This window comes from Mesorhizobium sp. P2_F8 (assembly GCF_056403655.1).
Window position 1 is genome coordinate 300,834 of sequence record NZ_JBFUFB010000002.1, and the last position, 26,980, is coordinate 327,813.

General features: G+C 63.0%; 27 protein-coding genes, 1 tRNA gene and 2 pseudogenes. 14 read left to right on the forward strand and 16 right to left on the reverse strand.

Annotated elements, in window-relative coordinates:
• Positions 1 to 43 precede the first annotated feature (43 nt).
• Genes AC1DZP_RS05160 through AC1DZP_RS05180 form a run of 5 tightly spaced genes read right to left on the reverse strand, consistent with a single transcriptional unit; the run spans position 44 to position 5,145 of the window.
• Positions 44 to 1,102, reverse strand: a complete 1,059-nt coding sequence (locus tag AC1DZP_RS05160) for an ABC transporter ATP-binding protein (protein WP_477300567.1) — start codon at positions 1,100 to 1,102, stop codon at positions 44 to 46.
• 46 nt (positions 1,103 to 1,148) lie between these two features.
• Positions 1,149 to 2,081 (reverse strand): 3,5-dioxohexanoate:acetyl-CoA acetone transferase, encoded by a 933-nt coding sequence (gene kce / locus AC1DZP_RS05165; RefSeq protein WP_477300569.1) that lies wholly within the window; start codon positions 2,079 to 2,081, stop codon positions 1,149 to 1,151.
• Positions 2,082 to 2,112: 31 nt separating this feature from the next.
• Positions 2,113 to 2,961 (reverse strand): carbohydrate ABC transporter permease, encoded by an 849-nt coding sequence (locus tag AC1DZP_RS05170; protein WP_477300571.1) that lies wholly within the window; start codon positions 2,959 to 2,961, stop codon positions 2,113 to 2,115.
• On the reverse strand, positions 2,958 to 3,893 hold the full coding sequence (locus tag AC1DZP_RS05175; RefSeq protein ID WP_477300573.1) for a carbohydrate ABC transporter permease: 936 nt from the start codon (positions 3,891 to 3,893) through the stop codon (positions 2,958 to 2,960). Before AC1DZP_RS05175 ends, AC1DZP_RS05170 begins: the two co-directional genes overlap by 4 nt.
• Before the next feature lies 1 nt (position 3,894).
• Positions 3,895 to 5,145, reverse strand: coding sequence for an extracellular solute-binding protein (locus AC1DZP_RS05180; protein WP_457155289.1), 1,251 nt, complete (start codon positions 5,143 to 5,145; stop codon positions 3,895 to 3,897).
• Positions 5,146 to 5,294: 149 nt separating this feature from the next.
• On the opposite strand from AC1DZP_RS05180, the gene AC1DZP_RS05185 reads away from it, so the two are divergent.
• The 3 genes from AC1DZP_RS05185 (at position 5,295) to AC1DZP_RS05195 (ending at position 8,600) form a co-directional block, all read left to right on the forward strand.
• On the forward strand, positions 5,295 to 6,221 hold the full coding sequence (locus tag AC1DZP_RS05185; protein WP_477300575.1) for a BadF/BadG/BcrA/BcrD ATPase family protein: 927 nt from the start codon (positions 5,295 to 5,297) through the stop codon (positions 6,219 to 6,221).
• Positions 6,222 to 7,244: an SIS domain-containing protein gene (locus AC1DZP_RS05190; protein ID WP_477300576.1), complete on the forward strand. Its 1,023-nt coding sequence runs from the start codon at positions 6,222 to 6,224 to the stop codon at positions 7,242 to 7,244.
• Positions 7,245 to 7,373: 129 nt separating this feature from the next.
• Positions 7,374 to 8,600, forward strand: a complete 1,227-nt coding sequence (locus AC1DZP_RS05195) for an ROK family transcriptional regulator (RefSeq protein WP_477300578.1) — start codon at positions 7,374 to 7,376, stop codon at positions 8,598 to 8,600.
• Between the two features lie 54 nt (positions 8,601 to 8,654).
• On the opposite strand, the gene AC1DZP_RS05200 is transcribed toward AC1DZP_RS05195, so the two are convergent.
• Positions 8,655 to 9,290, reverse strand: a complete 636-nt coding sequence (locus tag AC1DZP_RS05200) for an FMN-dependent NADH-azoreductase (RefSeq protein WP_477228109.1) — start codon at positions 9,288 to 9,290, stop codon at positions 8,655 to 8,657.
• 112 nt (positions 9,291 to 9,402) lie between these two features.
• Here AC1DZP_RS05200 and AC1DZP_RS05205 point away from each other — a divergent pair, with 112 nt between their 5' ends.
• Positions 9,403 to 10,365 (forward strand): LysR family transcriptional regulator, encoded by a 963-nt coding sequence (locus tag AC1DZP_RS05205; protein ID WP_477300580.1) that lies wholly within the window; start codon positions 9,403 to 9,405, stop codon positions 10,363 to 10,365.
• Here AC1DZP_RS05205 and AC1DZP_RS05210 read toward each other — a convergent pair.
• Entirely contained in the window at positions 10,295 to 10,924 is a 630-nt protein-coding gene (locus tag AC1DZP_RS05210; protein ID WP_477300582.1) for a TetR/AcrR family transcriptional regulator, read from the reverse strand. The two genes, AC1DZP_RS05205 and AC1DZP_RS05210, sit on opposite strands and share 71 nt — an antisense overlap.
• 66 nt (positions 10,925 to 10,990) lie before the next feature.
• Here AC1DZP_RS05210 and AC1DZP_RS05215 point away from each other — a divergent pair, with 66 nt between their 5' ends.
• Both AC1DZP_RS05215 and AC1DZP_RS05220 read left to right on the forward strand, forming a co-directional pair.
• The gene (locus AC1DZP_RS05215) at positions 10,991 to 11,407 is read left to right on the forward strand and encodes a VOC family protein (RefSeq protein WP_477282587.1); all 417 of its coding nucleotides are present in this window, start codon (positions 10,991 to 10,993) and stop codon (positions 11,405 to 11,407) included.
• Between the two features lie 107 nt (positions 11,408 to 11,514).
• A complete protein-coding gene (locus AC1DZP_RS05220) occupies positions 11,515 to 12,459 on the forward strand; it encodes an arginase family protein (protein ID WP_477300584.1) in 945 nt (314 codons plus the stop codon).
• Here AC1DZP_RS05220 and AC1DZP_RS05225 read toward each other — a convergent pair.
• Positions 12,422 to 13,369 (reverse strand): S1C family serine protease, encoded by a 948-nt coding sequence (locus AC1DZP_RS05225; RefSeq protein ID WP_477300586.1) that lies wholly within the window; start codon positions 13,367 to 13,369, stop codon positions 12,422 to 12,424. The genes AC1DZP_RS05220 and AC1DZP_RS05225 overlap by 38 nt on opposite strands.
• Before the next feature lie 214 nt (positions 13,370 to 13,583).
• On the opposite strand from AC1DZP_RS05225, the gene AC1DZP_RS05230 reads away from it, so the two are divergent.
• From AC1DZP_RS05230 to AC1DZP_RS05240, 3 genes are all read left to right on the forward strand, one after another.
• On the forward strand, positions 13,584 to 14,456 hold the full coding sequence (locus AC1DZP_RS05230; protein WP_477300587.1) for a S1C family serine protease: 873 nt from the start codon (positions 13,584 to 13,586) through the stop codon (positions 14,454 to 14,456).
• Positions 14,457 to 14,464: 8 nt separating this feature from the next.
• On the forward strand, positions 14,465 to 15,109 hold the full coding sequence (locus AC1DZP_RS05235; RefSeq protein ID WP_477300589.1) for a response regulator transcription factor: 645 nt from the start codon (positions 14,465 to 14,467) through the stop codon (positions 15,107 to 15,109).
• Between the two features lie 110 nt (positions 15,110 to 15,219).
• Positions 15,220 to 16,086 (forward strand): SDR family oxidoreductase, encoded by an 867-nt coding sequence (locus AC1DZP_RS05240; protein ID WP_477300591.1) that lies wholly within the window; start codon positions 15,220 to 15,222, stop codon positions 16,084 to 16,086.
• On the opposite strand, the gene AC1DZP_RS05245 is transcribed toward AC1DZP_RS05240, so the two are convergent.
• The 4 genes from AC1DZP_RS05245 to AC1DZP_RS05260 form a co-directional block, all read right to left on the reverse strand.
• On the reverse strand, positions 16,083 to 16,376 hold the full coding sequence (locus AC1DZP_RS05245; RefSeq protein WP_477300593.1) for a type II toxin-antitoxin system RelE/ParE family toxin: 294 nt from the start codon (positions 16,374 to 16,376) through the stop codon (positions 16,083 to 16,085). The genes AC1DZP_RS05240 and AC1DZP_RS05245 overlap by 4 nt on opposite strands.
• A complete protein-coding gene (locus AC1DZP_RS05250) occupies positions 16,373 to 16,609 on the reverse strand; it encodes a type II toxin-antitoxin system ParD family antitoxin (RefSeq protein WP_477300595.1) in 237 nt (78 codons plus the stop codon). Before AC1DZP_RS05250 ends, AC1DZP_RS05245 begins: the two co-directional genes overlap by 4 nt.
• A gap of 68 nt (positions 16,610 to 16,677) precedes the next feature.
• Complete coding sequence (locus AC1DZP_RS05255; protein ID WP_477300597.1) at positions 16,678 to 17,193, reverse strand: TIGR00645 family protein; 516 nt, start codon at positions 17,191 to 17,193, stop codon at positions 16,678 to 16,680.
• 321 nt (positions 17,194 to 17,514) lie between these two features.
• A complete protein-coding gene (locus AC1DZP_RS05260) occupies positions 17,515 to 19,755 on the reverse strand; it encodes an OmpA family protein (RefSeq protein WP_477300599.1) in 2,241 nt (746 codons plus the stop codon).
• A 197-nt stretch (positions 19,756 to 19,952) separates the two neighbouring features.
• Between AC1DZP_RS05260 and AC1DZP_RS05265 the strand changes: the two genes are divergently transcribed.
• A complete protein-coding gene (locus tag AC1DZP_RS05265) occupies positions 19,953 to 20,399 on the forward strand; it encodes a YcgN family cysteine cluster protein (protein ID WP_095091722.1) in 447 nt (148 codons plus the stop codon).
• A gap of 331 nt (positions 20,400 to 20,730) precedes the next feature.
• Positions 20,731 to 21,108, forward strand: coding sequence for a hypothetical protein (locus AC1DZP_RS05270; protein ID WP_477300600.1), 378 nt, complete (start codon positions 20,731 to 20,733; stop codon positions 21,106 to 21,108).
• A 252-nt stretch (positions 21,109 to 21,360) separates the two neighbouring features.
• On the opposite strand, the gene AC1DZP_RS05275 is transcribed toward AC1DZP_RS05270, so the two are convergent.
• The gene (locus tag AC1DZP_RS05275; protein WP_457154047.1) at positions 21,361 to 22,074 is read right to left on the reverse strand and encodes an SIMPL domain-containing protein; all 714 of its coding nucleotides are present in this window, start codon (positions 22,072 to 22,074) and stop codon (positions 21,361 to 21,363) included.
• Between the two features lie 134 nt (positions 22,075 to 22,208).
• Here AC1DZP_RS05275 and AC1DZP_RS05280 point away from each other — a divergent pair.
• Positions 22,209 to 22,284, forward strand: a tRNA-Ile gene (locus tag AC1DZP_RS05280).
• 191 nt (positions 22,285 to 22,475) lie between these two features.
• On the opposite strand, the pseudogene AC1DZP_RS05285 reads toward AC1DZP_RS05280, so the two are convergent.
• Positions 22,476 to 23,468: pseudogene (locus AC1DZP_RS05285) on the reverse strand (tyrosine-type recombinase/integrase); the annotation flags it as partial.
• A gap of 12 nt (positions 23,469 to 23,480) precedes the next feature.
• A complete protein-coding gene (locus tag AC1DZP_RS05290) occupies positions 23,481 to 23,729 on the reverse strand; it encodes a hypothetical protein (RefSeq protein ID WP_477300602.1) in 249 nt (82 codons plus the stop codon).
• A 733-nt stretch (positions 23,730 to 24,462) separates the two neighbouring features.
• On the opposite strand from AC1DZP_RS05290, the pseudogene AC1DZP_RS05295 reads away from it, so the two are divergent.
• Both AC1DZP_RS05295 and AC1DZP_RS05300 read left to right on the forward strand, forming a co-directional pair.
• Positions 24,463 to 24,846 (forward strand): annotated as a pseudogene (locus AC1DZP_RS05295) (ParB/Srx family N-terminal domain-containing protein); the annotation flags it as partial.
• Between the two features lie 528 nt (positions 24,847 to 25,374).
• A complete protein-coding gene (locus AC1DZP_RS05300; protein WP_477300604.1) occupies positions 25,375 to 26,298 on the forward strand; it encodes a LysR family transcriptional regulator in 924 nt (307 codons plus the stop codon).
• Between the two features lie 419 nt (positions 26,299 to 26,717).
• Here AC1DZP_RS05300 and AC1DZP_RS05305 read toward each other — a convergent pair whose 3' ends face one another.
• A complete protein-coding gene (locus AC1DZP_RS05305; protein ID WP_477300606.1) occupies positions 26,718 to 26,966 on the reverse strand; it encodes a YjiS-like domain-containing protein in 249 nt (82 codons plus the stop codon).
• Positions 26,967 to 26,980 lie beyond the last annotated feature (14 nt).

A 26,980-nucleotide genomic window follows, 5' to 3' on the forward strand; every position in this document is an offset into this window, starting at 1 on the left:
GCCGGCGCCTGCCTTTCCTCATCGGTGTCGTAGCCGCCGCGATCTATTGGATCGTGGACGTGATGCGCCGACCCTCGGTGTTGAACAGATGGAGCTGTGTCAGGTCCGGGGCCAGGAAAACCTGCTGACCCGGCATCACGCGGATCCGCTCGCGCAGCAGCGCGCTCAGCGTGTTGTTGCCGGCTTTGGCAATGACAAGGGTTTCCGAACCGGTCGGCTCGACCACTTCGACCACTGCCGGCACGCCGCTGTCGGAAAGCCTGAGATGTTCGGGCCGGATGCCCCAGGCGACGGCGCTTTCGGTCTGTTCCGGCACAGGCAGCGGAAAGATCATACCGTCGCCGGTGGTGAAGCCGTCGGCGGTGCTGCGTCCTTGCAGGATGTTCATCGCCGGCGAGCCGATGAACTGGGCTACGAACAGGTTGGCCGGCCGGTCGTAGAGATCGAGCGGGGCGCCGACCTGTTCGACGATGCCGCCATTCATGACGACGATCTTGTCGGCCATGGTCATGGCTTCGACCTGGTCGTGAGTGACATAGACGATGGTGGTTCCCAGGCGCTGGTGCAGCGCCTTGATTTCGGTGCGCATCTGCACGCGCAGCTTGGCATCGAGGTTGGAGAGCGGCTCGTCGAACAGGAAGACCTTCGGCTCGCGCACGATGGCGCGGCCCATGGCGACACGCTGGCGCTGGCCACCGGAAAGCTGGCGCGGATAACGCTCAAGCAGATCCTGCAGTCCCAGGATTGTCGCGGCGCGCGCAATCTTGTCGTCGATTTCGCGCTTGTTTTCCTTCTTCAGCGTCAACGCGAAAGCCATGTTCTCGCGCACGGTCATATGCGGGTAGAGCGCATAGTTCTGGAACACCATGGCGATGTCGCGCGATTTCGGCGCGATGTCGTTGATGACCTTGCCTTCGAGCGCGATCTCGCCGGTGCTGATGTCTTCCAGCCCGGCGATCATCCTCAGCAAGGTCGACTTGCCGCAACCGGATGGGCCGACGAGGGTGACGAATTCGCCCGAAGCAATGTCCACCGACACGCCGTGGATAACCTTCGCCTTGCCATAGGCCTTCTCGACATCGGTGATGGAAAGCGCGCTCATCGTGTCATCCTTGGGAAAGATCTGGCCTCGGGAAAAGAAAATCGTCTCAGAAAGAGACCTTGTCGCCGCCCTTGAGTTGCAGGATCTGCCGCGCCTCGTCGGGGGTGGCCACAGAGGCGCCGAGCCCCTCGATGATCTGGCGCACCTTGCGCACCTGTTCGGCGCTGGATTTCGCCAGCTGGCCCTTGCCGATCCACAGGGAATCCTCCAGCCCGACCCGCACATTGCCGCCCAGCGCAATCGCCTGGGTGGCGATGGGCAACTGACTGCGCCCGGCGCCCAGCACCGACCAGTGGTAGTCATTGCCGAACAGGCGATCGGCGGTGCGTTTCATATGTGCGACATCCTCCGGATGAATGCCGATGCCGCCGAGGATGCCGAACACGCTCTGGACGAAGAACGGCGCCTTGACCAGGCCGCGCTCGACGAAATGGGCGAGCGTGTAGAGATGGCCGATGTCGTAGCACTCGATTTCAAAACGCGTGCCGTTTTCCGCGCAGGTGCGCAGGATGTATTCGATGTCGCCAAAGGTGTTGCGGAAGATGCGATCGCGCGACCCTTCGAGATATGGCCGCTCCCATTCGTGCTCGAAGGTCTTGAAACGCTCCAGCATGGGATAGAGGCCGAAATTCATCGAGCCCATGTTGAGCGAGGCGACTTCCGGCGCAAAGGTCGCCGCCGGCTTGACCCGTTCCTCGACGCTCATCGTCGCGGCACCGCCGGTGGTGATGTTGATCACGCAGTCCGAGCGCTGCTTGATCACCTGCAAGAAGGGTGCAAAGGCCTCAGTCGACTGGTCGGGACGGCCATCGGCGGGATTGCGCGCATGCAGATGGACGATGGCGGCACCTGCCTCGGCGGCTTCGATCGCGGCCTGTGCGATCTGCTCGGCGCTCACCGGCAGGTGCGGCGACATCGACGGCGTATGGATCGAGCCGGTAACTGCGCAGGTGATGATGATCTTGTTCTGGTTGGCCACTTGAAAGGATCCTCGTCTATTTGACCGCGCCCTATTTGACCGCGCCTTGGGTCATGCCCGAGATGAACTGCTTCGAGAGCACGATGTAGAGCAAGGTGATGGGCAGTGCCGCCAGCGTCAGTCCGGTGAACAGCACGCCCCAGTCGGTGGTGAACTCGCCGACGAAGACGGTGAGGCCCTGCGGCAGGGTCTTGAGATCGTCCGACGTGATCAGCACCAGCGGGAAGAAGAAATCGTTCCAGATCGGAACCGCGTTCTGGATCGCGACGATGACCAGAGCTGGGCGCGCCAGCGGCAGCATGATCGAGCGCATGATGCGAAATTCGCTGGCGCCGTCCATGCGCGCCGATTCCTCCAGCTCGCGCGGCAAGGTTCTGAGGAAGCCGGTCATGATGAACACCGCAGAAGGAATGCCCATGGCGACATAGACCAGCACCAGGCCGGCATAGCTGTCGACCAGTCCCAGCGTATCCAGCTGGATGAACAGGGGGATGATCGCCAGTTTCAACGGCACGGTCATGCCGCTCAGGAAAAACATCAGCACCAGCGCGCTCAGCCTGAACTGGTAGCGGGCGATCGCATAGGCGGCCATGGTGCTGAACAAGAGGATCAGAGCCACCGCTGCCGTGGTGATGCCGACCGAATTGGCGAGGTAGCGGACGAAGTTGGTCTCGGTCCACACACGTTCGGCATTGGTCAGCGAAAAGCTCGACGGCATGGCGAAGGGCGAACTGAATATCTCCGCATTGGTCTTGAAGGACGAGATCACCATGACGAACAGCGGATAGATCATGATGACGGCATTGAGCGCCAGCATCAGCTGGATGGCGCCGTTCTTCAACAATTCGCCGCGGTCCCGGCTGCCGGCTGCTGCGCTCACAGTTCGATCTCGCGACGGCGCAGGTAGCGAAGCGCGATTGCGGTGACGCCGGCAACGATGATGAACATTATCACGGCCAGTGCGCTGCCCTGGCCGAAATCCTGGATGCCCGTCGTCGTACTGCCAAAGGCGGTGCGGTAGAAATAGAGGCCGAGCACATCGGTGGCGCCGCCGGGTGAGCCGGTAAGGCCAGCCATGACATAGGGGATTTCGAACCAGTTGAAGCTGCCGATGAAGGTCAGGATGGTGACGATGGTGACGCTCGGCGCAATCAACGGCCAAATGATCCGGGTCATCAGCACATAGTCGCCGGCGCCGTCGAGACGGGCGGCCTCGATCACTTCCTTGCCGACGCGCTGCATGCCGGCCAGCAACACCAAAGTCGGGAAACCGAGCCAGTGCCAGATGTTGGTGAACAGGATGCTGCCCAACGCGGTCGATTCATTGCCAAGCCACGGGATGGCGCCGATGCCGACAAGCGCCAGCGTCTGGTTCACCAGCCCGAACAGCGGATGCAGGAACAGTTTCCACAGGAAGCCGACGATGACCGCCGACAGCACGACAGGAAGAAAGACGATAACCTGATGGATGCGATGGCCGGGCAACGCCTTCAACAATGCGTAGGCGAGCAGGAACGCAGTGCCATTCTCGAACACCATCAGTGCCACGAAGGCGATGATGTTGTGCTTCAGCGCATTGTAGGTCCAGTCGCTATACGGCGTCTCGAACAACACCTTGCGGAAGTTCTCGAAGCCGACGAAGCCGGTGGGCTGCAAGCCGTTGAACTCATAGAAGGCAAGGCGGAAGGCCGACAGCAGGGGCCAGAGTACGAACAGCACCATGACCACCAGGGCCGGCGTCAGCAGTGATGCGATCCAGAGTGACCGGCGCCACGGGAAGGCTTTTGCAGTGTGGCGCCGGCCGTTGTTCATTTCACTTGCCCTGGAAAGGCTTGTACCACTTGGCGAGCCCGTTGGTCAGGTCGGCGGCCAACTGGTCCGGGGTGATCGAACCCGACATCATCTTGGTGATGTCGCCCTGCAGCAGCTCCGATCCCGTCGGCTTCTCGAAACGGAAGTAGACGACATTGATATGCGGCATGGCCGTTTCGTTCAACTTGGCGACGTGGGCGAGCAGTTCGTCCTTGATGACGACGCCTTTGATGGGCGAGATGTTGCCGAGCAAGGCCGAGAACTTGTCGCCGAACTCCTTGGTGCCCATCCAGTTGACCAGCTTGAGCGCGGCCTCCTTGTTGGCCGACTTGGCGTTGACGGCATAACCGCCGTCGAAGAATTTCGTCACTTGTGGCGTGTCGCCGGCCTTGGCCATTGGCGGCGCAACGAAGTCCATGTTGATCGCCGGGTTCTGGGTCCTGTAGGTGGCGATATCAAAGCTGCCGCCGGCCAGCATCGCCGCCTTGCCGCTGATGAACAGCTGGCCCGCGGTTTCATAGTCTATGCCTTCAAAGCCGGGAGGCATGTAGTCGCGCAGCTCGAGCAGCTTGCCGAGTGCAGCGACATAGCGCGGGTCCTTGAAGGTAGTCTTGCCCGAAGTCAGGTCGGTGACAAAGTCCTGGCCGAGGAAGGGGTTGGTGAAGATGGCCACGAACATCTCGTTGAACCAGCTTGTGCCCATGCCGTTGGCCAGGGGATAGATGCCCTTTTCCTTGAGCGCCTTGCTGACGGTGATGAACTCATCCCATGTAGTCGGAGGGGTCAGCCCGGCCTTGGCGAAGACATCCTTGTTGATGAACAGACCGAGCGTCTGCGAGGCGAAGGGCAGGGAATAGACCTTCTTGTCGGCGCGGTAGGTGCCGGCCACCAGTGCGTCGGCGGGCTGGTTGGCGAGCGAGGGCACGGTGGTCATGTCCTGCGGCTCGAAATAGCCGGCCTTCACGAACTGCTCCAGCCAGCCATAAGCGTGGGTGTGGATGACGTCACCGCCCTTGCCGGCCGCCAGCGCCGTCGAGACGATCGTCGGATAGTTCTCGTCCGGGAAGGACTCGAACTTCACATGGATGTCCGGGTTGGCCTTGGTGAAATCGGCGAAAAGTTCGTTGTAGGCGGCCTTGTCTTCCTGGCGCCACGTCCAGAACGAGATGTCGGTAGCATGCGCCACGCTTGCTGCGAGTCCCCATGCGAAAGACGCGGCCGCGAGGGCCAGGCCAATCCTTCTCCTGCTCATGTTGCAATCTCCCAATGCGCTTGATGCGCTTTTTACGACGATTATCAAATCATAGTTCTTGCCGTCTGGAAAGATAGTTTGTAAAGTTTCCTAACTAATATGGAATGGACGCGGCAACCCGCTTCGTCCGGCTTGTGCGGTGGATGTCGTTGACCCAGAAAATAATTGCAGGCGTGGATATCGGCGGCACCAAGACGCGCATCATGGTGTGCCTGGGCGAACGTACGATCGCCGACGAGGTGCTGGTGACCGAGACCTGGCGCATCCGTGAGATGGAGGCCGATGCCACGAAGCTGGCCGGCATCGTCGTCAATCTGTGTGGCGGCATGGCGCCCGCTGCCCTGGCGGTCGGCGCACATGGCTGCGACACGGGTGAACAGTGCCTTCGCTTCCAGGCGTTGCTGGCGGCCAGGACCGGCGGCGCGGTGCAGGTCGTCAACGATGCCGAACTGATGGTGCCCGCCGCTGGCCATGTCGACGGCATCGGCGTCGTCTCGGGCACCGGCTCGATTGCGGTCGCACGCACGGCTGAAGGCAAGATGCTGGCTGCCGGCGGCTGGGGCTGGATCCTTGGTGACGAAGGCAGCGCGCCTGCCCTTGTGCGTGAGGCGGCCAAGGCAATCCGCCGCGCGCTCGACCGTGGCGAGGATGGCAGCGACCCGCTGATTGGAGCGCTGATGCGCGAACTTGGCACTGACGACCAGACCAAGCTTGGCATCCTGCTCAACGAAACGCGCGGCGCGGCGGTCTGGGGTCGCCATGCCAATGCCGTTTTCGACGCGGCGATCGCCGGCTCGGCGCTGGCTGTCCGTGTGATCAGGGAAGGCGGGGCAGGGCTTGCCGCATTGGTCGAACTGCTGATCGAGCGCGGCGCCAATCCGGCCCTTGTGGTGGCCGGCGGTGGCGTCATAGCAGAGCAGCCGATGTTGATGACGGCATTTGTCGACGCGATGGCAAAAGTCTCGCCACGGAGCAAGGTGCTGCTACTACGCGAACCGCCGGTGCTCGGCGGGGTCGCGCTGGCCAGGCGGCTGCTTGCCGGCCAAGGTGTGTCTTCACAGATCGGAGCCGTTTGAATGATGAAGCGTATCGGCTACCGCCAGGCAGTGGCGCGCCAGACGGAAAGTCTTGAGATCGGCAGGCGTTCGGTGGCCAGGTCGCTCGATGGTCTCGATCTCGACGTCCTTGCCGGCAAGGCGATCGGGCTTGCCGGCATTGGCGCCAGCTATCAGGCCGCCCTTGCCGGGGCGCTTTATCTGCGCGCGTGCGGCATGCGGGCCTTCGCTTACACGCCGACCGATCTCTATGGCCACACGGATGCCGCAGCGGATGCCTTCATCGCGCTTTCGGCCTCGGGGCAGAGCCGCGAAATTTCCGATGTCATGCAAGAGGCGTCGGAGGCACCGCGGCTGGCTGTATGCCGTGGCAGCGACAATCCGCTGGCTGATCTGACCGGCGCCGTGCTTGCCACGGATTCGGGCGCCGACAATGGTGCGAGTTCGACTGGCTATACCGGCACCTTGCTGGCGCTTGGCATGCTGATCGACAGGCTCGCCGGCAACAGCTTCGACTGGGCGCGTTTGCCAATCGCGGTCGCCACTGTTCTTTCCGGTGCCGAGCAGGCGGCCGGCCAGGCGGCACGGCTGCTGCAGGGCAGGACATCCATCGATATCGTCGGCGCAGGTGTCAGCTTCGCCAATGCCGGCGAGGCGGCGATGCTGATCCGTGAGGCGGTTCGGGTACCGGCATCGGGATGGGACACGCTGAACTACCTGCATGGGCCGATGGAATCGCAGGATGCGGCGACCGGACTGATCGCCATCGGCGACGGCCGCGAGGTCAAGATCGCCACCGATGTCGCCGGGTTCGGCTGCCCCTCGGTGCTGGTGACGCGGCGGACGGATGTCGCTTCTGCAGACAGGCTGGTGGTGATCTCCATTCCCGCCCTTGGCAACGCCATCGCCGACGCCATCCTGGAGATCATCGCCATCCAGCTTATCGTCGGCGACATGCAGGATGCCGCTGGCCTCACGGATATCGTTTTCCGTTACCGCCAGACCGATATCAAGCTGAAGCCTTGGTCGCCGACCGAAGTCTGAAGTAACCGCCAGATATCGAGAAAATTGCCAAACCGCCCGGCAATGAGGCATTGAAGAGGTGTGAGTCGCGGCGGTGTTCGCTCTCGCGGACGGCAACAGGATTTGCAGGGCAAAGCTCGAAAGGCAGAGATGGCGGCTGCGGAAATCCCCAATCTGACCGACAGTGCCCGCGCCGTGCTGCGTGTGCTCGCCGCGCATGGGCCTGTGACGCGGCCGAAGCTCGGAGCGATGCTCGACCTGTCGAAGCCGACCATGTCGGCCGCGGTTTCGGAATTGAGCGAACTGGGGCTTGTCGCCTCGCGCGGGCTGGAGCGCGGCGCCATTGGCCGCACGGCAACCATCTATGGCATCGGTCCGGGCGCGGGCTATGCGATCGGCGTCGATGTCGGCGCAGCCCAGGTGCGCGCTGTCGCTTATTCGATGGACGGGCAGCCGTTGTCGGCGGCGGAGGAGCCGATACCGGAGGCCAAATCCAGCCACCCCGACGACGTCGGCGCGATCGTGCTGTCGGTTACTCATGCCACCATGGGCAAGGTGGGTAAGAGTTTTCGTGCGCTGCGCGCCGTTGCCGTGGCGGTGCCGCGTATTGTTTCCAACGACCGCTTCGACCGGCCGGGCGGACCGTCGGCCGTGCTTGGCCTGCTGCGGCGCGATGTCGAAGTGCCGATCATCCTGGAAAACAACGTCAACTGCGCCGCCATTGGCGAAATGCATTACGGCGCCGCGGAGGGCCACCAGACCTTCGCCTTCCTGCAAGTTGGCGTGCGGGTTGGCCTTGGCTTCATCACCGAGGGACGGTTGTTTCGCGGCGCCGGCGGCGCCGCCGGCGAAATCGGCCGCATGCCGTTTCCGTGGTCCGTCAGCGAGACGCCCTATCGTGAAGGGCTCGAACATTATCTCGGCTCGCGGGCGCTGATCGAGCGATGCCGTGTCGGCTGGCCCTTGCAGGAAGGCGCGCCGCCCGACTCGGCCAAGGATCTGTTCGCGCGCGCCCGAGAGGGTTCGGCGTCTGCGCTGGCGGCTGTCGAGCGTCATGCCGCCGATATCGGCAGACTGGCGGCCGGCTGCATCGGTATGCTCGACCCCGGCCTGATCGTGCTTGGCGGCGGCGTTGGCAGAAACCCGCTGATGACGGAAAATGTCGAGCGCGTCGCGGCAGAACTTGCGTGGCCGACACGCATCGCCGTCAGTTCGCTGGGAGACGGCGGCACCGCGCTTGGTGCGATGAAGCTGGCCGTGGACTACAGTCTCGGGCTCATGCTGCGCGAAGGCCGGCATCCGGCTGTGGTGTTGCCGCCTTTGCCCGAGATCGCGCAAGACACGACGGATATTGTCGCTGAGGCAAAGGACGCTTGACCACAAAAAAGGCAGGCGCCAGGCGCCTGCCTTTCAATTTCGACGATTGATGGCTTATGCGGCCGCAGAGACCTGCTGGCTGGCCGCCACCACGGCATCGACCTTGGCAGTCGCCTTGGCGAGCGCGGCGGTGACCGCGTCAGGGCCCATGCCGACGCCTTCGATGCGGATGACGTCGACATCGGTCATGCCGAGGAAGCCGAGCACGCCGCGCAGATAGGGAATGGCGTGATCGAACTGGACGGCCGCGCCTTCGGAATAAATGCCGCCCGAAGCCAGCACGATATAGACCTTCTTGCCGGTGACGAGGCCCTTGGGGCCGTTCTCGCCATAGGCAAAGCTCTTGCCGGAGCGGGCGATGTGATCCACCCAGGACTTCAGCGTCGAGGAGATGTTGAAGTTGATGAAGCCGGTGGCGAGGATCACCGTGTCGGCGGCGAACAGTTCGTCGAGCACAACGTCGGAGACGCCGACGACTTCAGCCTGGCGCGGGGTGCGGGCTTCAGCCGGGGTGTAGATGCCGGTCGAATAGTCGGCGTCGATATGCGGCAACGGGTTGGCGACGAGGTCGCGCACGACAAGCGTGTTCGACGGATCGGCAGCGAGGAGCTTTTCAGCGAATTCAGTAGCAATGCGGGTCGAGTGCGAGGCAGTGCCGCGGGGGCTCGATGTAACGAGAAGGATAGACATTTTGGGCTCTCCAGGGGGTTGTATTAATTTGTCCCGCTGGATATGGGGCCATCGACCCATTCGAAAAACTGGCATATTTTCTATACTATCCATCTATGAAGTGGATATGGTCATGCAGCCCAACCCGACGCTCGATCAACTTCAGGTCTTTTTGACTGTCGCCGAGGCCGGCAGTTTCTCGGCCGCCGGCCGCAAGCTCAACCGCGCGCAATCCGTCATCAGCTATGGCATCGCCAATCTCGAGGCGCAGCTCGGACTGAAGCTGTTCGAGCGCGAGGGCACGCGCGAGCCGCAACTGACCGAGATCGGCCGGGCGATGCTGGAGGATGCGCGACGCATGGTCGGCGTGCTGCAGCGGATCCGCACGCGAGCCGACGGCTACCATCAGGGGCTGGAGGCGGAAGTCGCGCTGTCGGTCGATGCGGCACTGCCCTCGCCAGTATTGGTTCGGGTGCTGAAGGCATTCGAGGCCCAGTTCCCGACCGTGACGCTGCGCCTGCACATAGGCTCGCTGGGGTTGATCCCGGATCACGTCGTCAGCGGGCAGGCCGATCTCGGCATTGGCGGCCTGCTGGGCGAAGTCGACGATGTGCATCTTGTGCGCATCGGCTTCATGTCGATCGTGCTGGCTGCCGCGCCAAGCCACCCGCTGGCGTTGCTGCCGAAGCCGGTGGCGATCGAGGATGCGCGCGAACACATCCAGCTTGTCGTCACCGACCAGTCCGAACGCACCAAGGGGCGCGACTTCGGTGTTTTCGCCTATCGCACCTGGCGGCTGACGGATATGCGCACCAAGCATATGCTGATGTGCGAGGGGCTGGGCTGGGGCGGGCTGCCGCGCTGGCTGATCGCCGACGACCTGGCCAGCGGCCGGCTGGTGGAACTCGATCTCGAGGCTTTCAGGGAGGCGAACTCGCCACTTTTTGCCATGCATCGCAACGACAGCAGCCCGAAGCCGGCGGCGGCCTGGCTGATCGAGCAGTTCAAACGCCAGCTCGGCTGCTTCAATGAGTTCGAGCCGGGCCAGATACCTGACGACGAGGACCTGGAGAGAGCCCATCAATCAGCGCCATGAGCACGGTGCGGTAGTCTTCGGCCGACTCACCGGCCTCGATGGCCAGGGCCGCACGGTCGAAGGCGGAAGCCAGCAGCGCGGTCAGCGCCTCGACCGGCAATCTCGTCATCGTCTGCGCCCGCATCGCCGCGACAAGCCCCTCGCGCAGCGAGCGGTTGCCATGCCGGTTGTCGATCGCGTCCATGGCGGCGCGGCCAAGCACGGCCGGCCCGTCAAGCAGCAACAGCCGCGTGCGGCCGGGCGCGCGCATGGCGACAAGATAGGCGTCCGAACCGGCGATCAGGGCGTCGCGGGCAAACAACGACGGCGGCGAGGCGCGCTCGATTTCGTCAGCCACAACTGCCGCTTCCTGCTCAACCACGGCGGCGAACAGCGCCTGCTTGTCGGCAAAATGGTGATAGAGCGCGCCGCGCGTGACGCCCGCGGCGGCGACGATCTCGGGCGTGCCGGTCTCGGCATAGGATTTTTCCGTGAACAATTTGCGCGCCGCGGCGATCAAGTCGGCGCGCGTCGCCTCGGTACGGTCACGGTTGGAACGGCGCGCGGATTCCTGTTGCATACATGCAGCCTGTATGTTAATTCAATCTACATGCAGACTGTATGTTGTTTGACAGGAGAAGGAAAGATGAAGACCACGAGCTATTATCCGGTGCTGATGACAGGCGATGTTGCCGCCACAAAGGCCTTCTATATCAAGCATTTCGGCTTCAAGCCGCTGTTCGAGAGCGACTGGTACGTGCACTTGCAGTCTGCCGAGGATCGCCGCGTCAATCTTGGCATCGTCCATGGCGATCATGAAACGATCCCGGAAGAAGGGCGGGGCCGCACATCTGGTCTGCTGATCAATTTCGAGGTCAGGAACCCAGATGCCGTCTACGAACGCATCACCGCCGCCGGCCTGCCAATCTTGTGCAGCCTGCGCGACGAGCCCTTTGGCCAGCGCCATTTCATCACCAAGGACCCCAATGGCGTGTTGATCGACGTGATCAAGCCGATCCCGCCGAGCCCGGAGTTTCAGGCGCAGTTTACCGAGGGTGCCTGAATGGGGTCGCTGGCAGGAACTGTCTGCAGAGATGGGCGGCGGCTCCGGCGGCGTGACCTGGCGGGCATTCGCGGCCTATGGTGGGCTTGGCAAACCTAGGCTCTTCCATGCGTGAAATCTGCCTTATCCGCGCCCCGTCCAACCTTGGTCTTCGCCCGCTGCGGCCCGGCCATGTGCCGGGGACATGGCGGGCGCCGCAGGCGCTGAGCGAGGCCGGCCTGGTCGAGGTGGTTGCGCCCGCCAAGGTGGTCGATCTCCAACGGCCCGCCTACGGCACCGAACCGCAGCCGGGCACCCGACTGCGCAATGGCCCTGCGATCCGCCGGCTTAATCAGGAGCTTGCCGAGTTTGTCGCCGGCGCGATCGGGCAGGGCGAATTTCCACTGATCGTCGGCGGCGATTGTTCGATCCTGCTTGGCGCGCTGGCGGCCGCACGGCGGTCCGGTCCACTGGCCCTGGTGCATGTCGACGGTCACAGCGATTTCCGTCATCCCGGCAACTACGATGCCGATGCCGCGCTCGGCTCGGCCGCCGGCATGGATCTCGCGCTCGCCACCGGGCGCGGCGAACCGCTGCTGACCGAGTGGCCAGGCATTGTCAGGCCGTTGGTGGCCGACGAACGGGTGATCCAGATCGGCGAACGGGAGAGCCGTGATGCCGACTTCGCCTGGCCGGACATCAACTCCACCGCCATGACGCTGATCGACGTCTTTGCCGCGCGCGAGCTTGGCGTGGCGAGGGTGCTGAAAAGGACCCGGGCAACACTGGCGCGGTCTCCCTACTGGCTGCATCTCGACATTGACGTGCTCGATCAGACGGTGATGCCGGCGGTGGATTCGCCCGGCAGTCCCGGCATCGATCCCGACGATCTTGTCGCTATCCTGTCCGCATTGGTTGCCGGTCCTGCCTGCATCGGCATGGACATGACGATCTTCGATCCCGACCTCGACCCGACCGGCGAACTGGCGGCGTTACTGGTGTCGCTGCTCGGGCGGGTGCTCGAGCAGCGAGACCTTAGCCGCGCGCCACCGGTGTCACCGTCACCTGGCTGACGCCGGTACGGCGCACGACGGTGCACAGCGTCTCGCGGCCGATGCGCTCGGCGTCGAGCAGGCGCACCAGATCGTCGACACCGGTGACCGGGCGACCGTCGATGGCGGCGATGATGTCGCCTTCCTTCAGGCCCGCCTTCGCCGCCGGGCCATTCTTCTCGACACTGCGCAGCCGCACCGCCGTGCTGGTCGAGACTTGCGACAAGAGGGCTGCGCGGCGCGGCAGGTTCGTCGTATCGGCGGAGACGCCGATGAAGGCTCGGCGCACACGGCCGAAACGGATGATCTCCGAGATGACGAAATTGGCGGTGTTGGAGGCGACGGCGAAAGCAATGCCTTGCGCGCCATGGATCATGGCGGTGTTGACGCCGATAACCTCGCCAGCCGAAGACACCAGCGGGCCGCCGGAATTGCCGGGGTTGAGTGCCGCGTCGGTCTGGATGACATCGTCGATCAGCCGGCAGGTGGAGGCGCGCATCGAGCGGCCGAGCGCCGAGACGACGCCTGAGGTGACGGTCCATTCGAAGCCGAGCGGATTGCCGATGGCAATGGCGATCTGGCCGCGCCGCAGCCGCTTGGAATCGCCAAGCGGAGCGACATCGGCAAAGCTGCCGTCGGCGCGAACCAGCGCGATGTCGGTGTCGGGATCGCGGCCAAGCACGCGACCCTCGCTGGAGGCGCCGTCCGGCATCGAGACACGCACTGTCTTGGCGTCGCCGACGACGTGGAAATTGGTGACGACCAGTCCGTCCGGCGCGATGACGAAGCCGGAACCATGGCCGCCCTGACCGCCAATGCGCTCGATGCGGCAGACGGCGGGGCCGATGCGGTCGACGGCGTCGGCAACCGTCATCGAATAAGCGTCGAGCAGCGTGTCGTCGGTTTGGAGTTTGGCGGCGGCGAGGGCCATTGGCGGGCTCCGTGTTTTCAGGCTTTTTCCTGTGCGTGTCGTTATCCCAAAACCGCTGAGCACTTTTGCGCGACACGCACTATATGTGCGAAGCGGCTGGAACCGTCGCGACCTGACCAGATGGCCAGTCAAACCGCCAACTAGCCGTCAGGCGAGTACCTCCAAGCGCGCTGCCGAGCGATATCTGGGGCATGAAGAAACCCAGGAGACCAATATGAGCGATTTCAATCTGAGCGCGTTTTCCCAGGCCATCGCCGATCTCGCCGCCAAGGCGGCGCCGGCAATTGCAAGTTTCGCCACGCATCATCATCGCACGGCAAGCGCCTTCCATTGGAGCGACGGCTATTTCGTCACCGCCGAGGAAGCCGTCGAGGCTGGCGAGGAGATCGAGCTGACGCTGGCCTCTGGCAAGACGGTGAAGGCCGAACTCATCGGCCGCGATCCATCGACCGGCGTCGCCCTGCTGAAGCCGGCTGATGGGGCCACGGTGCCTTCACTTGTCAAGGCCGATGCGGTACGGCCCGGCAACATCGCCATCGCCATCGGCAACAGCCAGGGTTCGGCACTGGCCGTGTCGGGCTCTGTCGGCGAGGTCGGCCCGGCCTGGCGCTCGATGCGCGGCGGCACCATCGACCGGCGCATCAATCTTGCCATCGGCGCCGGCGGCCGTTTCGAGGGCGGTCCTGTGCTCGACGCCAAGGGCGCGCTGATCGGCATGCTGCTGTTCGGGCCGCGCCACCGGGCACTGGTGATGCCTTACGAGACGATCGAGCGGGCGGTTGCGACCTTGCGCGAAAAGGGTCACGTCGCGCGCGGCTATCTCGGCGCCGGGCTGCACCCGGTGCGCGACCGCGACGCGCATGGCGCGATGGTGATGAGCCTCGACGACGAGGGCCCGGCCAAGGCCGCCGGTCTTTCGCTCGGCGACATCATCGTGGCATGGAATGGCGAGGCCGTGCATGGCCCGCGCGACCTGATCCGCAGGCTCGGGCCTGACAGCGCCGGCGTTGCCGTGACACTCGGTGTCGTGCGCGGCGGCGAACAGCGCGATGTCGCGCTGACGATCGGCGAAAAGCCGCTTTCCTGAGAGGAGTGATGGACACGCTCACCAGCGACCGGATCATGCATGACGGTGCCGCCTCACGGCGGCTGGTGGTGCTGATTGCGCTTGGCGACGCGGCTCGCGCCGAGCGCCTGGCTGCGTCGTTTGCCGCGAGCGAAGACCTGCTGCCGGTCGAGGCCGGCGGCGGTACCGCCGATGTCGCCATCGTTGACGACAGCAGCGGTGATGCCGTGCCGGCCTCCACGCCACGGGTGCTGCTGTCGGGCAGCGCCGAGCGGCCTGCTGGCGAGGTGTTGGCCGTGATGCCTGCGGGCACGGACGATTTGTTGATTGCAGCGGCAGCGCGGCTGGCGGCGGCCGGCTATCGCGTAACGAGCGATGGCGGACGCGGGCGCCATGAGGATTTCCATGCCAGCGACCGCGAGGCCGGCGATGGCGAGCCGTTTGACGACGAAGCCTCCGACGAGCACGCCGCCCGGCCTTCGCTGTCGCCGCGCGAGGCGGAAGTGCTGGCGCTGCTGGCCGAGGGCGCACCCAACAAGGTGATCGCGCGGCGGCTGAACATTTCCGTGCACACGGCGAAGTTCCATGTTGCCGCGATCCTGATCAAGCTGGGTGCCGCCAACCGCACAGACGCGATCGCCATCGCGATGCGCCAGGGGCTGGTGCTGGTTTAGTCACAAACCCTACGCAGCGTAACTCGGCGTCCAGCGCGTCGGACCTTGCGCTGTGGTCGCCTGCCGCGCAAAGGTTCGCGCCTGCTGTGTTGCAAGGGAGGCGCAAGGAAATGTCGCTCAAGGGAAAGACGCTGTTCATCTCCGGCGGGTCGCGCGGCATCGGGCTGGCGATCGCGCTGCGCGCCGCGCGTGACGGCGCCAATGTGACGATCGCCGCCAAGACCGCCGAGCCGCATCCGAAGCTTCCGGGCACGATCTACACCGCGGCTGAAGAGATCGAGCAGGCCGGCGGCAAGGCGCTGCCTGTGCTGTGCGACATCCGCGAGGAAGCACAGGTTGCCGAGGCGGTTTCAAGGACCGTCGAAAAGTTCGGCGGCATCGACATCTGCGTCAACAATGCCAGCGCCATCCAACTCACCGGCACGCTGGAAACCGACATGAAGCGCTACGATCTGATGCACCAGATCAACACGCGCGGCACCTTCCTCGTCTCCAAAATGTGCATTCCGCACCTGAAGTTGGCTAATAATCCTCACATTTTGAATCTGGCGCCGCCGCTCGACATGAAGGCCAAATGGTTCAAGAACCACGTCGCCTACACGATGGCAAAGTTCGGCATGTCGATGTGCACGTTGGGTATGAGCGCCGAGTTCGCCAGGGACGGCATCGCGGTCAATTCGCTGTGGCCGCTCTCGACCATCGACACGGCGGCGGTGCGCAATCTGCTCGGCGGCGCAACTGTGGCGGCGATGAGCCGTTCGCCGGACATCATGGCCGATGCCGCGCATGCGATCTTCATGCGGCCATCGCGCGAGGCGACCGGCAATTTCTATATCGACGAGGAGGTGCTGCGCGCCGAGGGCGTCAGCGATTTGTCCATCTATGCGCCGGGCGCGACCGGGCCGCTGGCTGGCGACTTCTTCGTGCCGGACGAGGTGTTTGCGAATTCTGATACTAAGATCAGGAATACGTTTTAAAGATGCCTAGGGTAGTCCATTCGCTGATGCAAGACGCGTACAACATCGATGGATCGATTGGCCATTCGCAGAAATAGCACGTGAGAGCCTACGGCATATTTCAGCAAGCCGGGGCGAATATTCTCCGCATTTTTAGCCATCGCTGGAAATTGGTCTATCAAATTTATGATTGAGCGAATGGCGTGGATATAGGCCTCCGCTCGCTCGGGACCCCATTCCTTCAGGGAATGGTCCCAAATCTGGTCAAGATCTGCTTTCGCTTTTGATGAGAACCTGACGGTTCGCTTCATCCGCGCTTCTTTGACTCCAGAAAGGCATCGAAGTCGAATGGCTCTGGATCGCCTGACATATCTCCCTCATCGATGGCAGACCGGAGTTGCTCAAGCTTGAGTTCCTGTTCTTCCAAAAGACGAAGGCCGGCCCGAACGGCTTCGCTTGCCGACCCAAAACGGCCGTTCGCTATCTGCCGCTGGATAAAGGCATCGTACTGATCACCTAGGGTGACGGAGGTGTTCTTGGGCATGATGAATCTCCAATACCAATAGATGGTATCAATTTTCCCCAACGCCAACAAGCACAGGGGCGTGGCCGTCACGCCTCGTCCTTCTTGCCTTTGCTCAGGCCCATCAGCCGGTCGATATAGGCGAGCATGAAGGCCGAGACGACGAAGGCGAGGTGGATGATGGTCAGCCACATCAACTGGTCGGTCGAATAGGAAGACGAGTTGAGGAACACCTGCAAGAGGTGGATGGAAGAGATGGCAACGATGGTCGAGGCAACCTTGACCTTCAGCGAACCGACATCGATCGTGCCCAGCCAATGCACGCCACCGTCTTCATCGTCGAAGCGGCTGACGAAGTTCTCGTAGCCCGAGATGATGACCATCACGACCAGCGAGGCGACCAGTGCGGCATCGATCAGCCCCAGCATCTTCAGGATCGTGTCGGTGTCGCCAAGCGTGAAAGTCATGGCGACGAACTCGTAGAGCTTCTTGCCGAAAGACAGCGCATAGATTGCCAGCGCCACGCCCAGGCCGAGATAGAAAACGACCAGCAGCCAGCGCGAGGCAAGGATGATCGATTCGATGGCCAGTTCGAGACGCTTCATAGAGTGGTTCCGGTTGGTTCTCTTGGGATAGTGGGCCGCGAGGTGGTGGCTCGTATTTCGGTCAGGTCGTCCCTGTTTGCAAGACAAAAAACCCCGCCGGCGAGGGACCGGCGGGGCTCAATGCGTCCCGCTGGAGTCGGGACGGGGCAGGGAACGCCCTGCCAAGAATCTGGGGTGGGTGAACCCACGATTCAATGAGCCGGCGCTAATGCCGGTACAATTCTTGTTGAACCTGATATGTCGAACCATCCCCGGCAGGACCGGGGATGGCTGCTTCTCGTGCAGAGTCCGCAAACCAGGTCATGGTTTTGAAATCATGTCCTAATTGTTGCTTGCGACGGGCGCCACCAGCGAGGTGATGCGGCGAATGGCGACGCGTCGGTTCTCGCGGTTGGGCGCGGCCGTGTTGACCTTCAGATACTCCTCGCCATAGCCCTGCGTCGTCAGGTTCTCCGGCGGAATGCCGAAGGCATTGGTGAGGGCCTCCGCCACCGCTTCGGCGCGACGATCGGACAAAGCGAGGTTGGCCTCTGGCGTGCCGACGGCATCTGTGTGGCCTTCGATCAGGAAGGTTTCGGCCGGGTTCTTCTTCAGCAGCTTGTCCATCGCGCTGGCGACACCCTCGAGCTTCTGCACCTCGGTGTCGGAGATCGAGGCCGAACCGAATTCGAAGTTCAGCGTGTCGAGGTCGACACGGCGTGCAATGTCGCGCACGCGGGCCGAACGCTTGACCTCGTCGATCGAATAGAGGCGCTGGACCTTCTCCACCGGCGGCTGTTCGAGGAAGGTGTAGTAGTCGTCCGGGCTCTCGACGTCCTCGGAATCGAGGATGTACTGCCGGCGCGGGATGGTCAGTCGCATCGGCGGCAGGTCGTCGCCGGGATCGCGCCAGTCGCCCTCATCCTGATAGTCCTGCTCGTCGACATAGCTCAGCACGTATTCGCGCCCGTCGGGGGTGATGCGCGAACGCTGGATGACATCGCCGTAGCGGTTGCGGATGGTGACGATCTGGACGCCATTGCCGCGCTCGACCGTCTCGCGTGTGCGGCCTTGCGGCAGATCCTCGTAGTAGACGTCCTTGGCGCCACGGTTCATGCGCGGACCGTCATTGCTCTGGACGATCGTCTGGTTGTTGAGCTGGATGATGACGCGGTCGCCGATTTCCTTGAGCACGTCGACGCCCTTGGGACGGCGGCGGTCGCGGATATTCTCGTCGGGTGCACGATCGACACGCTTGCCTTTTTCCTCCGTCACCGGGACCAATTTTTCGGGCTTGATCTCCTGCTGGGCGGCCTTGTCGTCGGTGGGCGGCGGACCCTGATCGACAGGCGCGACCACGGGCTTGCGGCCCTGGTCGCCACCTTGCTGGGCGTTCTGCCCACCATTCTGCTGCCCACCATTCTGCTGGCCGTTCTGGTTGGCGGGCTTCCTGCGGCCCTGATCCTTGCCGCCCTTGCGCTCGGCATCCTTCTGGCTGTCCAGGATGGGAGCGGCGTTCGGATCGGCGGGCGCTTCGCCCTGGACAGGCGCCGCCTTGCCGCCATTGGCCGGTTGCTCGGCTATGGCAGGCTTTTCGCCATTGGCCGGTTGTTCGCCCGTGGCAGGCTGCTCGCCGGTGACAGGCTGCTCGCCGACCGGTTTCTTGCCATGCTTCTTGGTCTTGTCCTGCGGCTGCTCGCCCTGGGCCGCTGGCTGTTCGCCGGCGGGAGCCGGTTCGACCTTGGGCTTCGCCACTTCGGCCGGAGCTTGCTTCTCGGTCGGTGCCGGGGCGGCTTCCGGCACGACGGCCGGTTTGGCCGTTTCGACAGGCTTCTTCTGCTTCTCAGGCTTCTGCGCGGGCTCGACGGCCGGCGCTATCGTGGTCGGCTCGGCCTGCTGATCCTGCTTGTGCTTCTTGCGCGGCTTGGCTTGCTCGCCCTGCTGGTTGTCGTTGGCCGGTTCGGCCTGGCCGGCAGGAGCCGCTTCGGCTGGCGCCTGCTCAGTCTGCTGCTGCTCGCGCTTTTTCTTGCGCGGCTGCTGCGCTTCGGCGGCTGGAGCGGCCTGCTCTGCGGGTGCCGCTTCGGCCGGCGCCTGCTCGGTCTGCTGCTGTTCGCGCTTCTTCTTGCGCGGCTGCTGCGCTTCGGCGGCTGGAGCGGCTTGCTCGGCCGGCGCCTGCTCAGTCTGCTGTTGCTGCTGCTGCTGCTGATCGCGCTTCTTCCTCCGAGGTTGCTGCTCTTCGACAGCCGGAGCGGCCTGCTCGGCAGGGGCGGACTCCGTCTGCTGTTGCTTCTCACGCTTCTTGCGCGGCTGCTCCTGCTCGGCGGGCTGCTCGCCCTGGGCGGCGGGCGCCGCCTGCTGCTCTGGCTCGGCCTTCTTCCGCTCCCTTTGTTTCGGCTGCTTCTGTGCACAGGCTTCGGCCGATTCGCCCTCGGCGCACGCTGCCTGCGCTAAAATGAACGCGGCTGACGTGTGCTGGGCGGGGCCGAAGGCGGCACTTCCCTGAAGCGGGAACGCGCCCAACGGCGCGGATGCCATCAGCAGGCCAAGTGCGGTGCCTGCCAGAATCCGTGGTTGGCGTTTCATCGAAAACTCTCCTTATGGGGTCCCATCCTTGCCGAAACCGATCTTGCGCCGATTGGTTCCAGTTTGGTTGCGATAGACGCCGTACGGGGCGATTGGCCGGCCTTTTGAAGGCAACTTCGTGTCATTCACCTGGCGACCGCCGCATTCCGGCCGTTGCCGCGCTTGACCTTGCCGGCGGCTGGGGCCACATGCCGGGAATGGAAACGCCATTCTGGAAAACCAAGGCGCTGGAGGCGATGAGCCCGGCTGAGTGGGAGTCGCTGTGCGACGGTTGCGGCAAATGCTGCCTGTCAAAGCTCGAGGACGAGGACACCGGCGAGATCTACTGGACCAGTGTCGGGTGCCGGCTGTTCGACGCGCAGAGCTGCCGCTGTTCGGACTACGCCAACCGGCTGGCGCGCGTTCCCGACTGCGTGGGGCTGACGCCGCAGAACGTTCGCACCATCAGCTGGCTGCCCAGCACCTGCGCCTACAGGCTGGTGGCCGAGGGCCATGACCTCTACTGGTGGCACCGGCTGGTGTCGGGCAGCGCCGAGACCGTGCATGAGGCCGGCATGTCGATGCGCGGGCGGGTCAAGGCAAGCGAGACCGATCTCGCCGAGCCGGAAGACTATTTTGATTACCTGCTGGACGACGAGCCGTAGGGCTCGCGCCGTGACGATGAGCCGTAGGGCTCGCGCCGGGACGACGAGCCGTAAGCCTCGCTTGCATTGGAGACGACGAGCCGTAGGGCTCCGCGTTGGAACGAACAAGCTGGTCTTCAGCCAATCAGCTGGATTGGGACCCGGGCACTGAGTGAGGCGTTTTGGAGCATTCACCCCTGCCGTGGACGATGGTAGATGGCCGGCGAAATTCTTTTCCGCCACATGAACCGGAGATGAACGGCCGGTTCGCAATGAGTTCAGACAGCCAAGTGCATTCTCCCCCCATCGGTTCACGAGGACGGGCGAAAGCCCGCAACAAGGAGAGAAGACAATGTTCAACACGATCAAGACGGCAGCCCTTTCGGCTCTGGTCGGTCTCGGCACGCTGGCCGCCATCCCGGCCCATGCCGACAGCCTCTATCTTGGCTTCGGCAACAACAACGACACGCGCTTCGGCGTCTATGCCGGCGACGACGGCTATCGCCACCGCCGTGATGAACGTCGCGGCTGGGGTGATGAACGCCGCGGCGAATGGCGCCGTGGCTGTTCGCCGGACCGCGCGCTCGACAAGGCCGAACGCATGGGTCTCCACCGCGTCCGCATCCTCGATGTCAACCGTCGTACTGTGAAGGTGATGGGCCGACAGTACGGCGACCGCGTCGTCGTCGTGTTCGCCAACGACCGCGGCTGCCCGGTTATCTATCGCTGAAGCCGGGTCCGGCTTGAATACAAGGGCATGATCTCGTTCAAAGATCAGACTGGCGGCATGACCCTCTTCGAGGGTTAGCCGGGCAGCATGATCTTCAGGGAAGATCAGCTGGGAGTAGCCGAGCCCCTTTCCTGCTGGAAGGGCGTGGCTCGAAAAAACCCCGCGGGAGCAATCCCGCGGGGTTTTCATATAGGGCGTTGGCTGAAGGCTCGATCCATGGCCGAGCAAGCCCCACCATGGATCGTCAGGCGCTTACTTCAGTTCGAAGGTGACGGTGACCTGGACGTTGTAGGAATTCTCGCCGGCCTGTACCGGAGCCGCAGCGCCCGCCGCGGCATCGAAGGCCTTGGCGTTGATCGGCATTGGCGTCGGCGCGATGTTCTGGTCGGTGATCTCGAGCACCCGTCCGAGGCTGACGCCGGCGGCCTCGGCAAGCGTCTTGGCCTTGGCCACGGCGTTGGCCACCGCCTTCTTGCGGGCCTCGGTGACGGTCGCTGCCGGGTTGTCGTTGGTGAAGGTTATGCCGCCACCCTGGTTGACGCCGAGCGATACCGCCTTGTCCAGAATCTCGCCCGTCTTGTCGACATCGCGCACCCGCACCGACAGCGTGTTGGTCACCTGATAGGCGACGAGTTCGGCTTCCTGGCTGCCATCGGGCTTGTTGGTGTAGTTGTAGCGCGGGTTGATCTGGATGCCGGCGGTCTGCAGATCGCGGTCCTTGATGCCGGCCGACTTCATGGCGGCGATCACGGCGGCCATGGCGTCGTTGTTGGCGTCGAGTGCCGCGCGCGCGGTCTTGGCTTCGCGCATGACGCTGAGCGTCAGGATCGCCAGATCGGGGGCTACGGTCGCTTCGCCTTCGCCTGACACAATGATGCGGGGCGGCGTCGGCAAATCGGTGGCTCCAGCCATCGCCGGAAAAGCGATTGCAGCGGCGAGCGCGAGAGGCAAAAGGCGTCTGGTCATGAAAATCTCCTTGGTCCGCGATCAAAGTCGCAGAGCTCGCGTAGAGCGCGATTATGGGTTGATTTGGGCGATCCGTGGACGCCCGACGGGAAAGCCTTGTGCCGCGATGCGAAAAACACTAATCCAGCCGCGTGGGGCCTGTAGCTCAATGGTTAGAGCCGGCGGCTCATAACCGCTTGGTTGGGGGTTCGAGTCCCTCCGGGCCCACCATTGTCGTTATTTATCAATGACTTATAGGGTGGTTCGCCACGAGGTTCGCCAATAGGTTCGCCAACCATCGGCTTGCGCGTCACCAGACGCACGACTCGATCCATCCCCTGGACCGCCAGCCGTACCTGCGATGCCTCGCGCGAATAGAGCTCCGCATGATCGATATCGTCGTGCCCTAGTACGTCCATGAGCTGTCTGGTTGAGGCCTCTGCCTCCGCCAGATAAACACCGAGCGACTTCCTCAGGCCATGTAAGGTCAGACCCTTCGGAAGACCGGCGAGCTTGCACCAATGCGCCATCATCCCAGTCAGGGACTTGGCGGAGAAGGGCTCACCATAGCCGTTGACCAGAACGGTCTCGCCGCGCCTGTCGGCAGCATCCAGAATCTCAGACAGCATCGGTGTGATCGGCACGAAAAGCCGTTTGCCACCTGTTCGTCCCTTGTTCTTGGCCTGAACGATATCAAACCCGTCGAAGTGACGCTCGACACCGTCGATGAAAACTCGGCGGGTGACCCTCTGATCCCAGCGCAGGCCCGCGACGTCACCGCGGCGGTTGCCGAGCCACAGCGCCAAGCCGTAACAGGTGCGTGCCGCCGTGCCGAGCTGCCAACGGTTTTCGAATTGCGCCATCGCTTCGCGCGACCAGGCTTTCCAACCGGCATAGGCGGGCCGCCATTCGACCGCCGCTGTCGGGTCAATCTCGATCCAGTCTTGCCGCAGTGCGACATAGACCAGCTTGCGTATGCCCACCAGCAGATGCTTGGCCTTATGGGGCGTGGCGATGAAGCGGCCAAGAAGCTCTTCGATATGGACACGTCTAAGGTTCTTAACCGCTACATCCCGCCAGATGAGCGGGTGATCAGGGACTACTCGCAGTTCTAGAAATTCCTCGATCAGCCGCGTGTTCTTGCGCTTACTGGCCTCGTCAAGCGCTAGCCACTTGACCGAGATCTTCAAGCGTTGAAAGGCCGCTCCAAACGTGCCGGGCAGGGCTGCTCCAGGCATACGCACGACGGGAGCCTTGGGGACTTTCCGGCCCTCGACGGCTGCTTGGTAGGCCTCTTTGAAACCCGCCTGATTGGGGGCCGGCAGGCTAACCACACGCTCCTGCGTCCGATAGCGCCAGCGAACTTTGCCATGGCGGTCGGTGTAGGAGGAGAGGCCGGGATATTTGTCGGTCATGACAGAATGAATCTATTCCCTGCGATGATTCCCTTGCAACAGGAAGTCGACGATATTTTCTTCATCGTCTCCAGGTAGTTCGCCAAATGCCGCTTCGAGTTTGAGCCGATCCCAAATCACGCGGCCGTCAACTTTCTTCGGTTTCGGCATGCGGCGATCAGCAACCATCTGGTCGAATTTAGTGATGCCTACGCCGACGTAGCGGGCGGCGTCTTCTCGGGAGAGACCGCGAGGGGGATAGGAGAAAGTGTCGCTTTTCATGATCTCGCCGCCGGCATGTGGCCGCCCTTGTGCGCGGACTTCCGTTCAGAGATCAGGTCTAGATTGTATCAGCCGCCGCCGGAAGGGCGCCGATCAAGCCCTGCGGTAAATTGCGGTCAGAGCGTATAAATAGGATGGTTGTGTGAGGTCATCCTAGCGCCCTGCTGCGATCGTCGTCGAGATAAGAATGGACCGGGCTCGCAAGAAAAGAAACTTCGGCCATTCCGTGACGAACTAGCGCGAACTCGAACGGCACTCCTCGCCGGGGGTCGTCGGTCCCGCGTCCCGCCTCTGGCGGCGCTATGCTGACGCTCCTTCGGCTACCCTCTTAACCGGTCTCGTCGTTGCAGTCGGTCCCGCGTCGCGCCTGCGGCGCCGCAATGGCTGACGCTCCTACGGCTGCCTTTTTAGAGGGAAGCCGGGGCACTGCCCTACATCGCGAGAGCGAGTCCCACACGGCCGAGGTCTCTCCGACAAAGGGAATAGTCGCAAAAAGGGAAGAGATGGTCTTGGCCATCTCTCCCCCCGCGATTGCCGCCTGCGCAGGGCGGGGCCGCCCGCTCGCAAGGCGGTGCTAAACATCACAATCCGACCTGATCCGACACGCCCCGCTCGGCGCGCAGCCCAGCTCCGCTCGCCGGCATTCGCCCCCCTCTCTGCCGCGCGCTCACGCGCCCCCGGAAGGCATGCCGAGGGGCATGCCTTCGGCATGTAGCGAGAAAGGAACAGAACCATGACGACCAATGAAACGAACGCGAAGATTGTAACTATCAGCGAGAGCGGCACGGAGGTTTTCATTCCCCTCAACAAGTTGAAGAAGTCGCCCCGCAACGCGCGAAAAACCCCACACAGCGAGGCAATCATCGAAGCTTACGCGGCCAGCATCGCAGCCAAGGGTATTCTGCAAAATCTTGTCGTGGAGCCGGAGTTGGACGGGGAGGGTGCGCAAACCGGGTTCTACTTCGTCAGCATCGGCGAGGGCCGCAGGCAGGCGCAGCTGCTGCGCGTGAAGCGCAAGCAGATCAAGAAGTCCGAACCGATGCGCTGCGTCATCGACACGGTGAACGATGCGCATGAGATCAGTCTCGACGAGAACATTACCCGCGAAGCGATGTACTCGCCCAACAGACCCAAACAGATCGAGTTCGTGACCCAAAACCTCAAGCAGGGGGGCATTTTCGTCTTCGTCGAAAAATTTCGCGCGGTCGACGAAGACGACTACCAGCGTCGCGAGGAGCAGAAGGACCACGGTTTCAAGGCGCGGTATTTCCCGCACGCCGAAATCGAAAGAAAGAAGACCGCGGTCCTCGGGACCATGTTCAACAATGAGGTTACGCTGGAAGAGATGGCCCGCGCCGTGAGTGCGCATTTCAACCACTGCATCATGACGTGGAACAGCGGCAACTTCTGCAGTCTTGCGGCGAGCAACAGCAAGGAAAATCTCGATCTGTATGTGGCCCAGATGCCGGCTGCGGCCATTCCTTACGAGTATGTCTACGAGTCCATATGTACCCAACCTCACCCATCGCGCTGACGGAAGGCATGGGCGCTTTCGCCCGCCCGAGCGCGCCGTCTTGCGATGAGGATCCCATCGCTTTGGTGAAGGACGGGTCATCTGCAACGATCCTCACAAAGCTCAAGTGATATGACGCGCAATGGCAACGCACTCCACCTGTTGAGTTATGCCTTTGCGGCCATCRACCACGGCAGCCTGCGCCAGGCGGCGAGAGCCCTGAGGGTCCAGGAATCCTCGGTCAGTCGCAACGTGGTCAAGCTCGAACAGCTTTTGGAGATGCAACTGTTCGAGCGAAACGTGCGCGGCGTTCGCCTGACCGAAACAGCCCAAGCCTGGATCGAAATTGTACGGGCTCACTACGAAGGGCTTCTGAAGGCGTTCGATGAACGCGCCTGCGGCAACAACGATGCGAACACGCTGCGCGTTGGATTGTGCGTTGTGACCGGGCGGGACATCCTGCTGCGGCTCATCCTGCGTTTCGGTAGAGTGTATCCCGAAGTCAGCCTGTCCATCGAGGATGTTGCGCAAGGACTGGGTCAGGCGGCAATTCGCAAGCGCAGACTCGATATCGTCTTCACCAATGAGACAGGAGTTGCCACCCGGTGCCGGAGCGAGGTGTTCTGGCGTGAGCGCTTCTTCGTTCTCCTGCCCGCCGACCATGGCCTTGCTGCCAAGTTGGCTGTCACGTGGGCAGACCTGGCAAGCGTGCGCCTTTTGGTCCCGGCCGGACCCGAGACAACGCCCCTGGTCTCGCAGCGGCCAGAGCACATTTCCGAACATATCGGCCCGGCAATCCAGATTTGCAGCACCGGCCAGGCAACAGCCACTCTGAAGGTGCAACTCGGTCAAGAGGTAATGCTTGCGGGCGAAAGCTTCGCCAAGGCAGCCGCCTTCGGTTCTGCCATATGGAAGCCGCTTGAAGGTAAGGGCTCTTTCAGTTCGATCAGAGTCGTGTGGCTGGAATCGAATCCGAAGCGCGCAGTCCTGCGGCTTGTCGCGCTCGCTACCAAAATGGCGAATGGAAATCCGGAACAAGCGAAGCGCGCAAGCTGACGCCCTCCTTAGGCAGAGGGCGAATAGCTGCCGCAACTGACGTAGACGTTCCCCCTAGCGAAGCCATAGGCGGGGGCGTTCGGCGGGCGGTTCAGCGCCCGCCTCGCAAGGTGTCAGCAGGTAGAGCCAGGCCAACATCTCATGGGCCTCGCCGCAGCATGGGCCGGCTATGCCCGCAGAAAGGATGCTAAGTGCTTCCCCTCGCGTCAGTGTGGTGGACGCAACCGGCGCATCAGCCTTCACATGCATGATCGACCTCCAATGTTGACGGCGGCAGCAGGTGCCGACTGCTCGCCGGTTGTTCCGCAAGCATGGCCGCCGCCAAGAGCTGCCTCTCGTCCGGAACGGCTGCTGATTTTTTGCTGAATTCTGCCTGCCTACCGGCGACGCTCGCAGCGCCTTTGCCATCTGGTTCCGCCTCACCTCATCGACATCAGGTCCGTCATGAGGCCGACCCCGACCCTGACGAAGAACGTAGATCTGCGGACCTCCTGACAGCCGATGTCCTTCAACTGATCGGACGTCAGGTCTGCTAACGCCCTGCGCCCTGCAACGGTCCGCCGCCAGGCTGTGAAGGCTGCGACTGCTGCTGCCATGCTGTTCGACGCTTTCTCAAGCAGCCGGTGTTTCGATGTGCAGGTCTCTGCGTGAGCTTCGGTGCGAGCCATTTTGCTCTCCTGTT

What these genes read in the sequence shown, in the direction of transcription:
- AC1DZP_RS05160 (WP_477300567.1), bottom strand. Translation starts at nt 1,102, where the DNA reads ATGAGCGCGCTTTCCATCACCGATGTCGAGAAGGCCTATGGCAAGGCG.
- AC1DZP_RS05175 (WP_477300573.1), bottom strand. Translation starts at nt 3,893, where the DNA reads ATGAACAACGGCCGGCGCCACACTGCAAAAGCCTTCCCGTGGCGCCGG.
- AC1DZP_RS05180 (WP_457155289.1), bottom strand. Translation starts at nt 5,145, where the DNA reads ATGAGCAGGAGAAGGATTGGCCTGGCCCTCGCGGCCGCGTCTTTCGCA.
- AC1DZP_RS05190 (WP_477300576.1), top strand. Translation starts at nt 6,222, where the DNA reads ATGATGAAGCGTATCGGCTACCGCCAGGCAGTGGCGCGCCAGACGGAA.
- AC1DZP_RS05195 (WP_477300578.1), top strand. Translation starts at nt 7,374, where the DNA reads ATGGCGGCTGCGGAAATCCCCAATCTGACCGACAGTGCCCGCGCCGTG.
- AC1DZP_RS05200 (WP_477228109.1), bottom strand. Translation starts at nt 9,290, where the DNA reads ATGTCTATCCTTCTCGTTACATCGAGCCCCCGCGGCACTGCCTCGCAC.
- AC1DZP_RS05205 (WP_477300580.1), top strand. Translation starts at nt 9,403, where the DNA reads ATGCAGCCCAACCCGACGCTCGATCAACTTCAGGTCTTTTTGACTGTC.
- AC1DZP_RS05210 (WP_477300582.1), bottom strand. Translation starts at nt 10,924, where the DNA reads ATGCAACAGGAATCCGCGCGCCGTTCCAACCGTGACCGTACCGAGGCG.
- AC1DZP_RS05215 (WP_477282587.1), top strand. Translation starts at nt 10,991, where the DNA reads ATGAAGACCACGAGCTATTATCCGGTGCTGATGACAGGCGATGTTGCC.
- AC1DZP_RS05220 (WP_477300584.1), top strand. Translation starts at nt 11,515, where the DNA reads ATGCGTGAAATCTGCCTTATCCGCGCCCCGTCCAACCTTGGTCTTCGC.
- AC1DZP_RS05225 (WP_477300586.1), bottom strand. Translation starts at nt 13,369, where the DNA reads ATGGCCCTCGCCGCCGCCAAACTCCAAACCGACGACACGCTGCTCGAC.
- AC1DZP_RS05230 (WP_477300587.1), top strand. Translation starts at nt 13,584, where the DNA reads ATGAGCGATTTCAATCTGAGCGCGTTTTCCCAGGCCATCGCCGATCTC.
- AC1DZP_RS05235 (WP_477300589.1), top strand. Translation starts at nt 14,465, where the DNA reads ATGGACACGCTCACCAGCGACCGGATCATGCATGACGGTGCCGCCTCA.
- AC1DZP_RS05240 (WP_477300591.1), top strand. Translation starts at nt 15,220, where the DNA reads ATGTCGCTCAAGGGAAAGACGCTGTTCATCTCCGGCGGGTCGCGCGGC.
- AC1DZP_RS05245 (WP_477300593.1), bottom strand. Translation starts at nt 16,376, where the DNA reads ATGAAGCGAACCGTCAGGTTCTCATCAAAAGCGAAAGCAGATCTTGAC.
- AC1DZP_RS05250 (WP_477300595.1), bottom strand. Translation starts at nt 16,609, where the DNA reads ATGCCCAAGAACACCTCCGTCACCCTAGGTGATCAGTACGATGCCTTT.
- AC1DZP_RS05255 (WP_477300597.1), bottom strand. Translation starts at nt 17,193, where the DNA reads ATGAAGCGTCTCGAACTGGCCATCGAATCGATCATCCTTGCCTCGCGC.
- AC1DZP_RS05260 (WP_477300599.1), bottom strand. Translation starts at nt 19,755, where the DNA reads ATGAAACGCCAACCACGGATTCTGGCAGGCACCGCACTTGGCCTGCTG.
- AC1DZP_RS05265 (WP_095091722.1), top strand. Translation starts at nt 19,953, where the DNA reads ATGGAAACGCCATTCTGGAAAACCAAGGCGCTGGAGGCGATGAGCCCG.
- AC1DZP_RS05270 (WP_477300600.1), top strand. Translation starts at nt 20,731, where the DNA reads ATGTTCAACACGATCAAGACGGCAGCCCTTTCGGCTCTGGTCGGTCTC.
- AC1DZP_RS05275 (WP_457154047.1), bottom strand. Translation starts at nt 22,074, where the DNA reads ATGACCAGACGCCTTTTGCCTCTCGCGCTCGCCGCTGCAATCGCTTTT.
- AC1DZP_RS05290 (WP_477300602.1), bottom strand. Translation starts at nt 23,729, where the DNA reads ATGAAAAGCGACACTTTCTCCTATCCCCCTCGCGGTCTCTCCCGAGAA.
- AC1DZP_RS05305 (WP_477300606.1), bottom strand. Translation starts at nt 26,966, where the DNA reads ATGGCTCGCACCGAAGCTCACGCAGAGACCTGCACATCGAAACACCGG.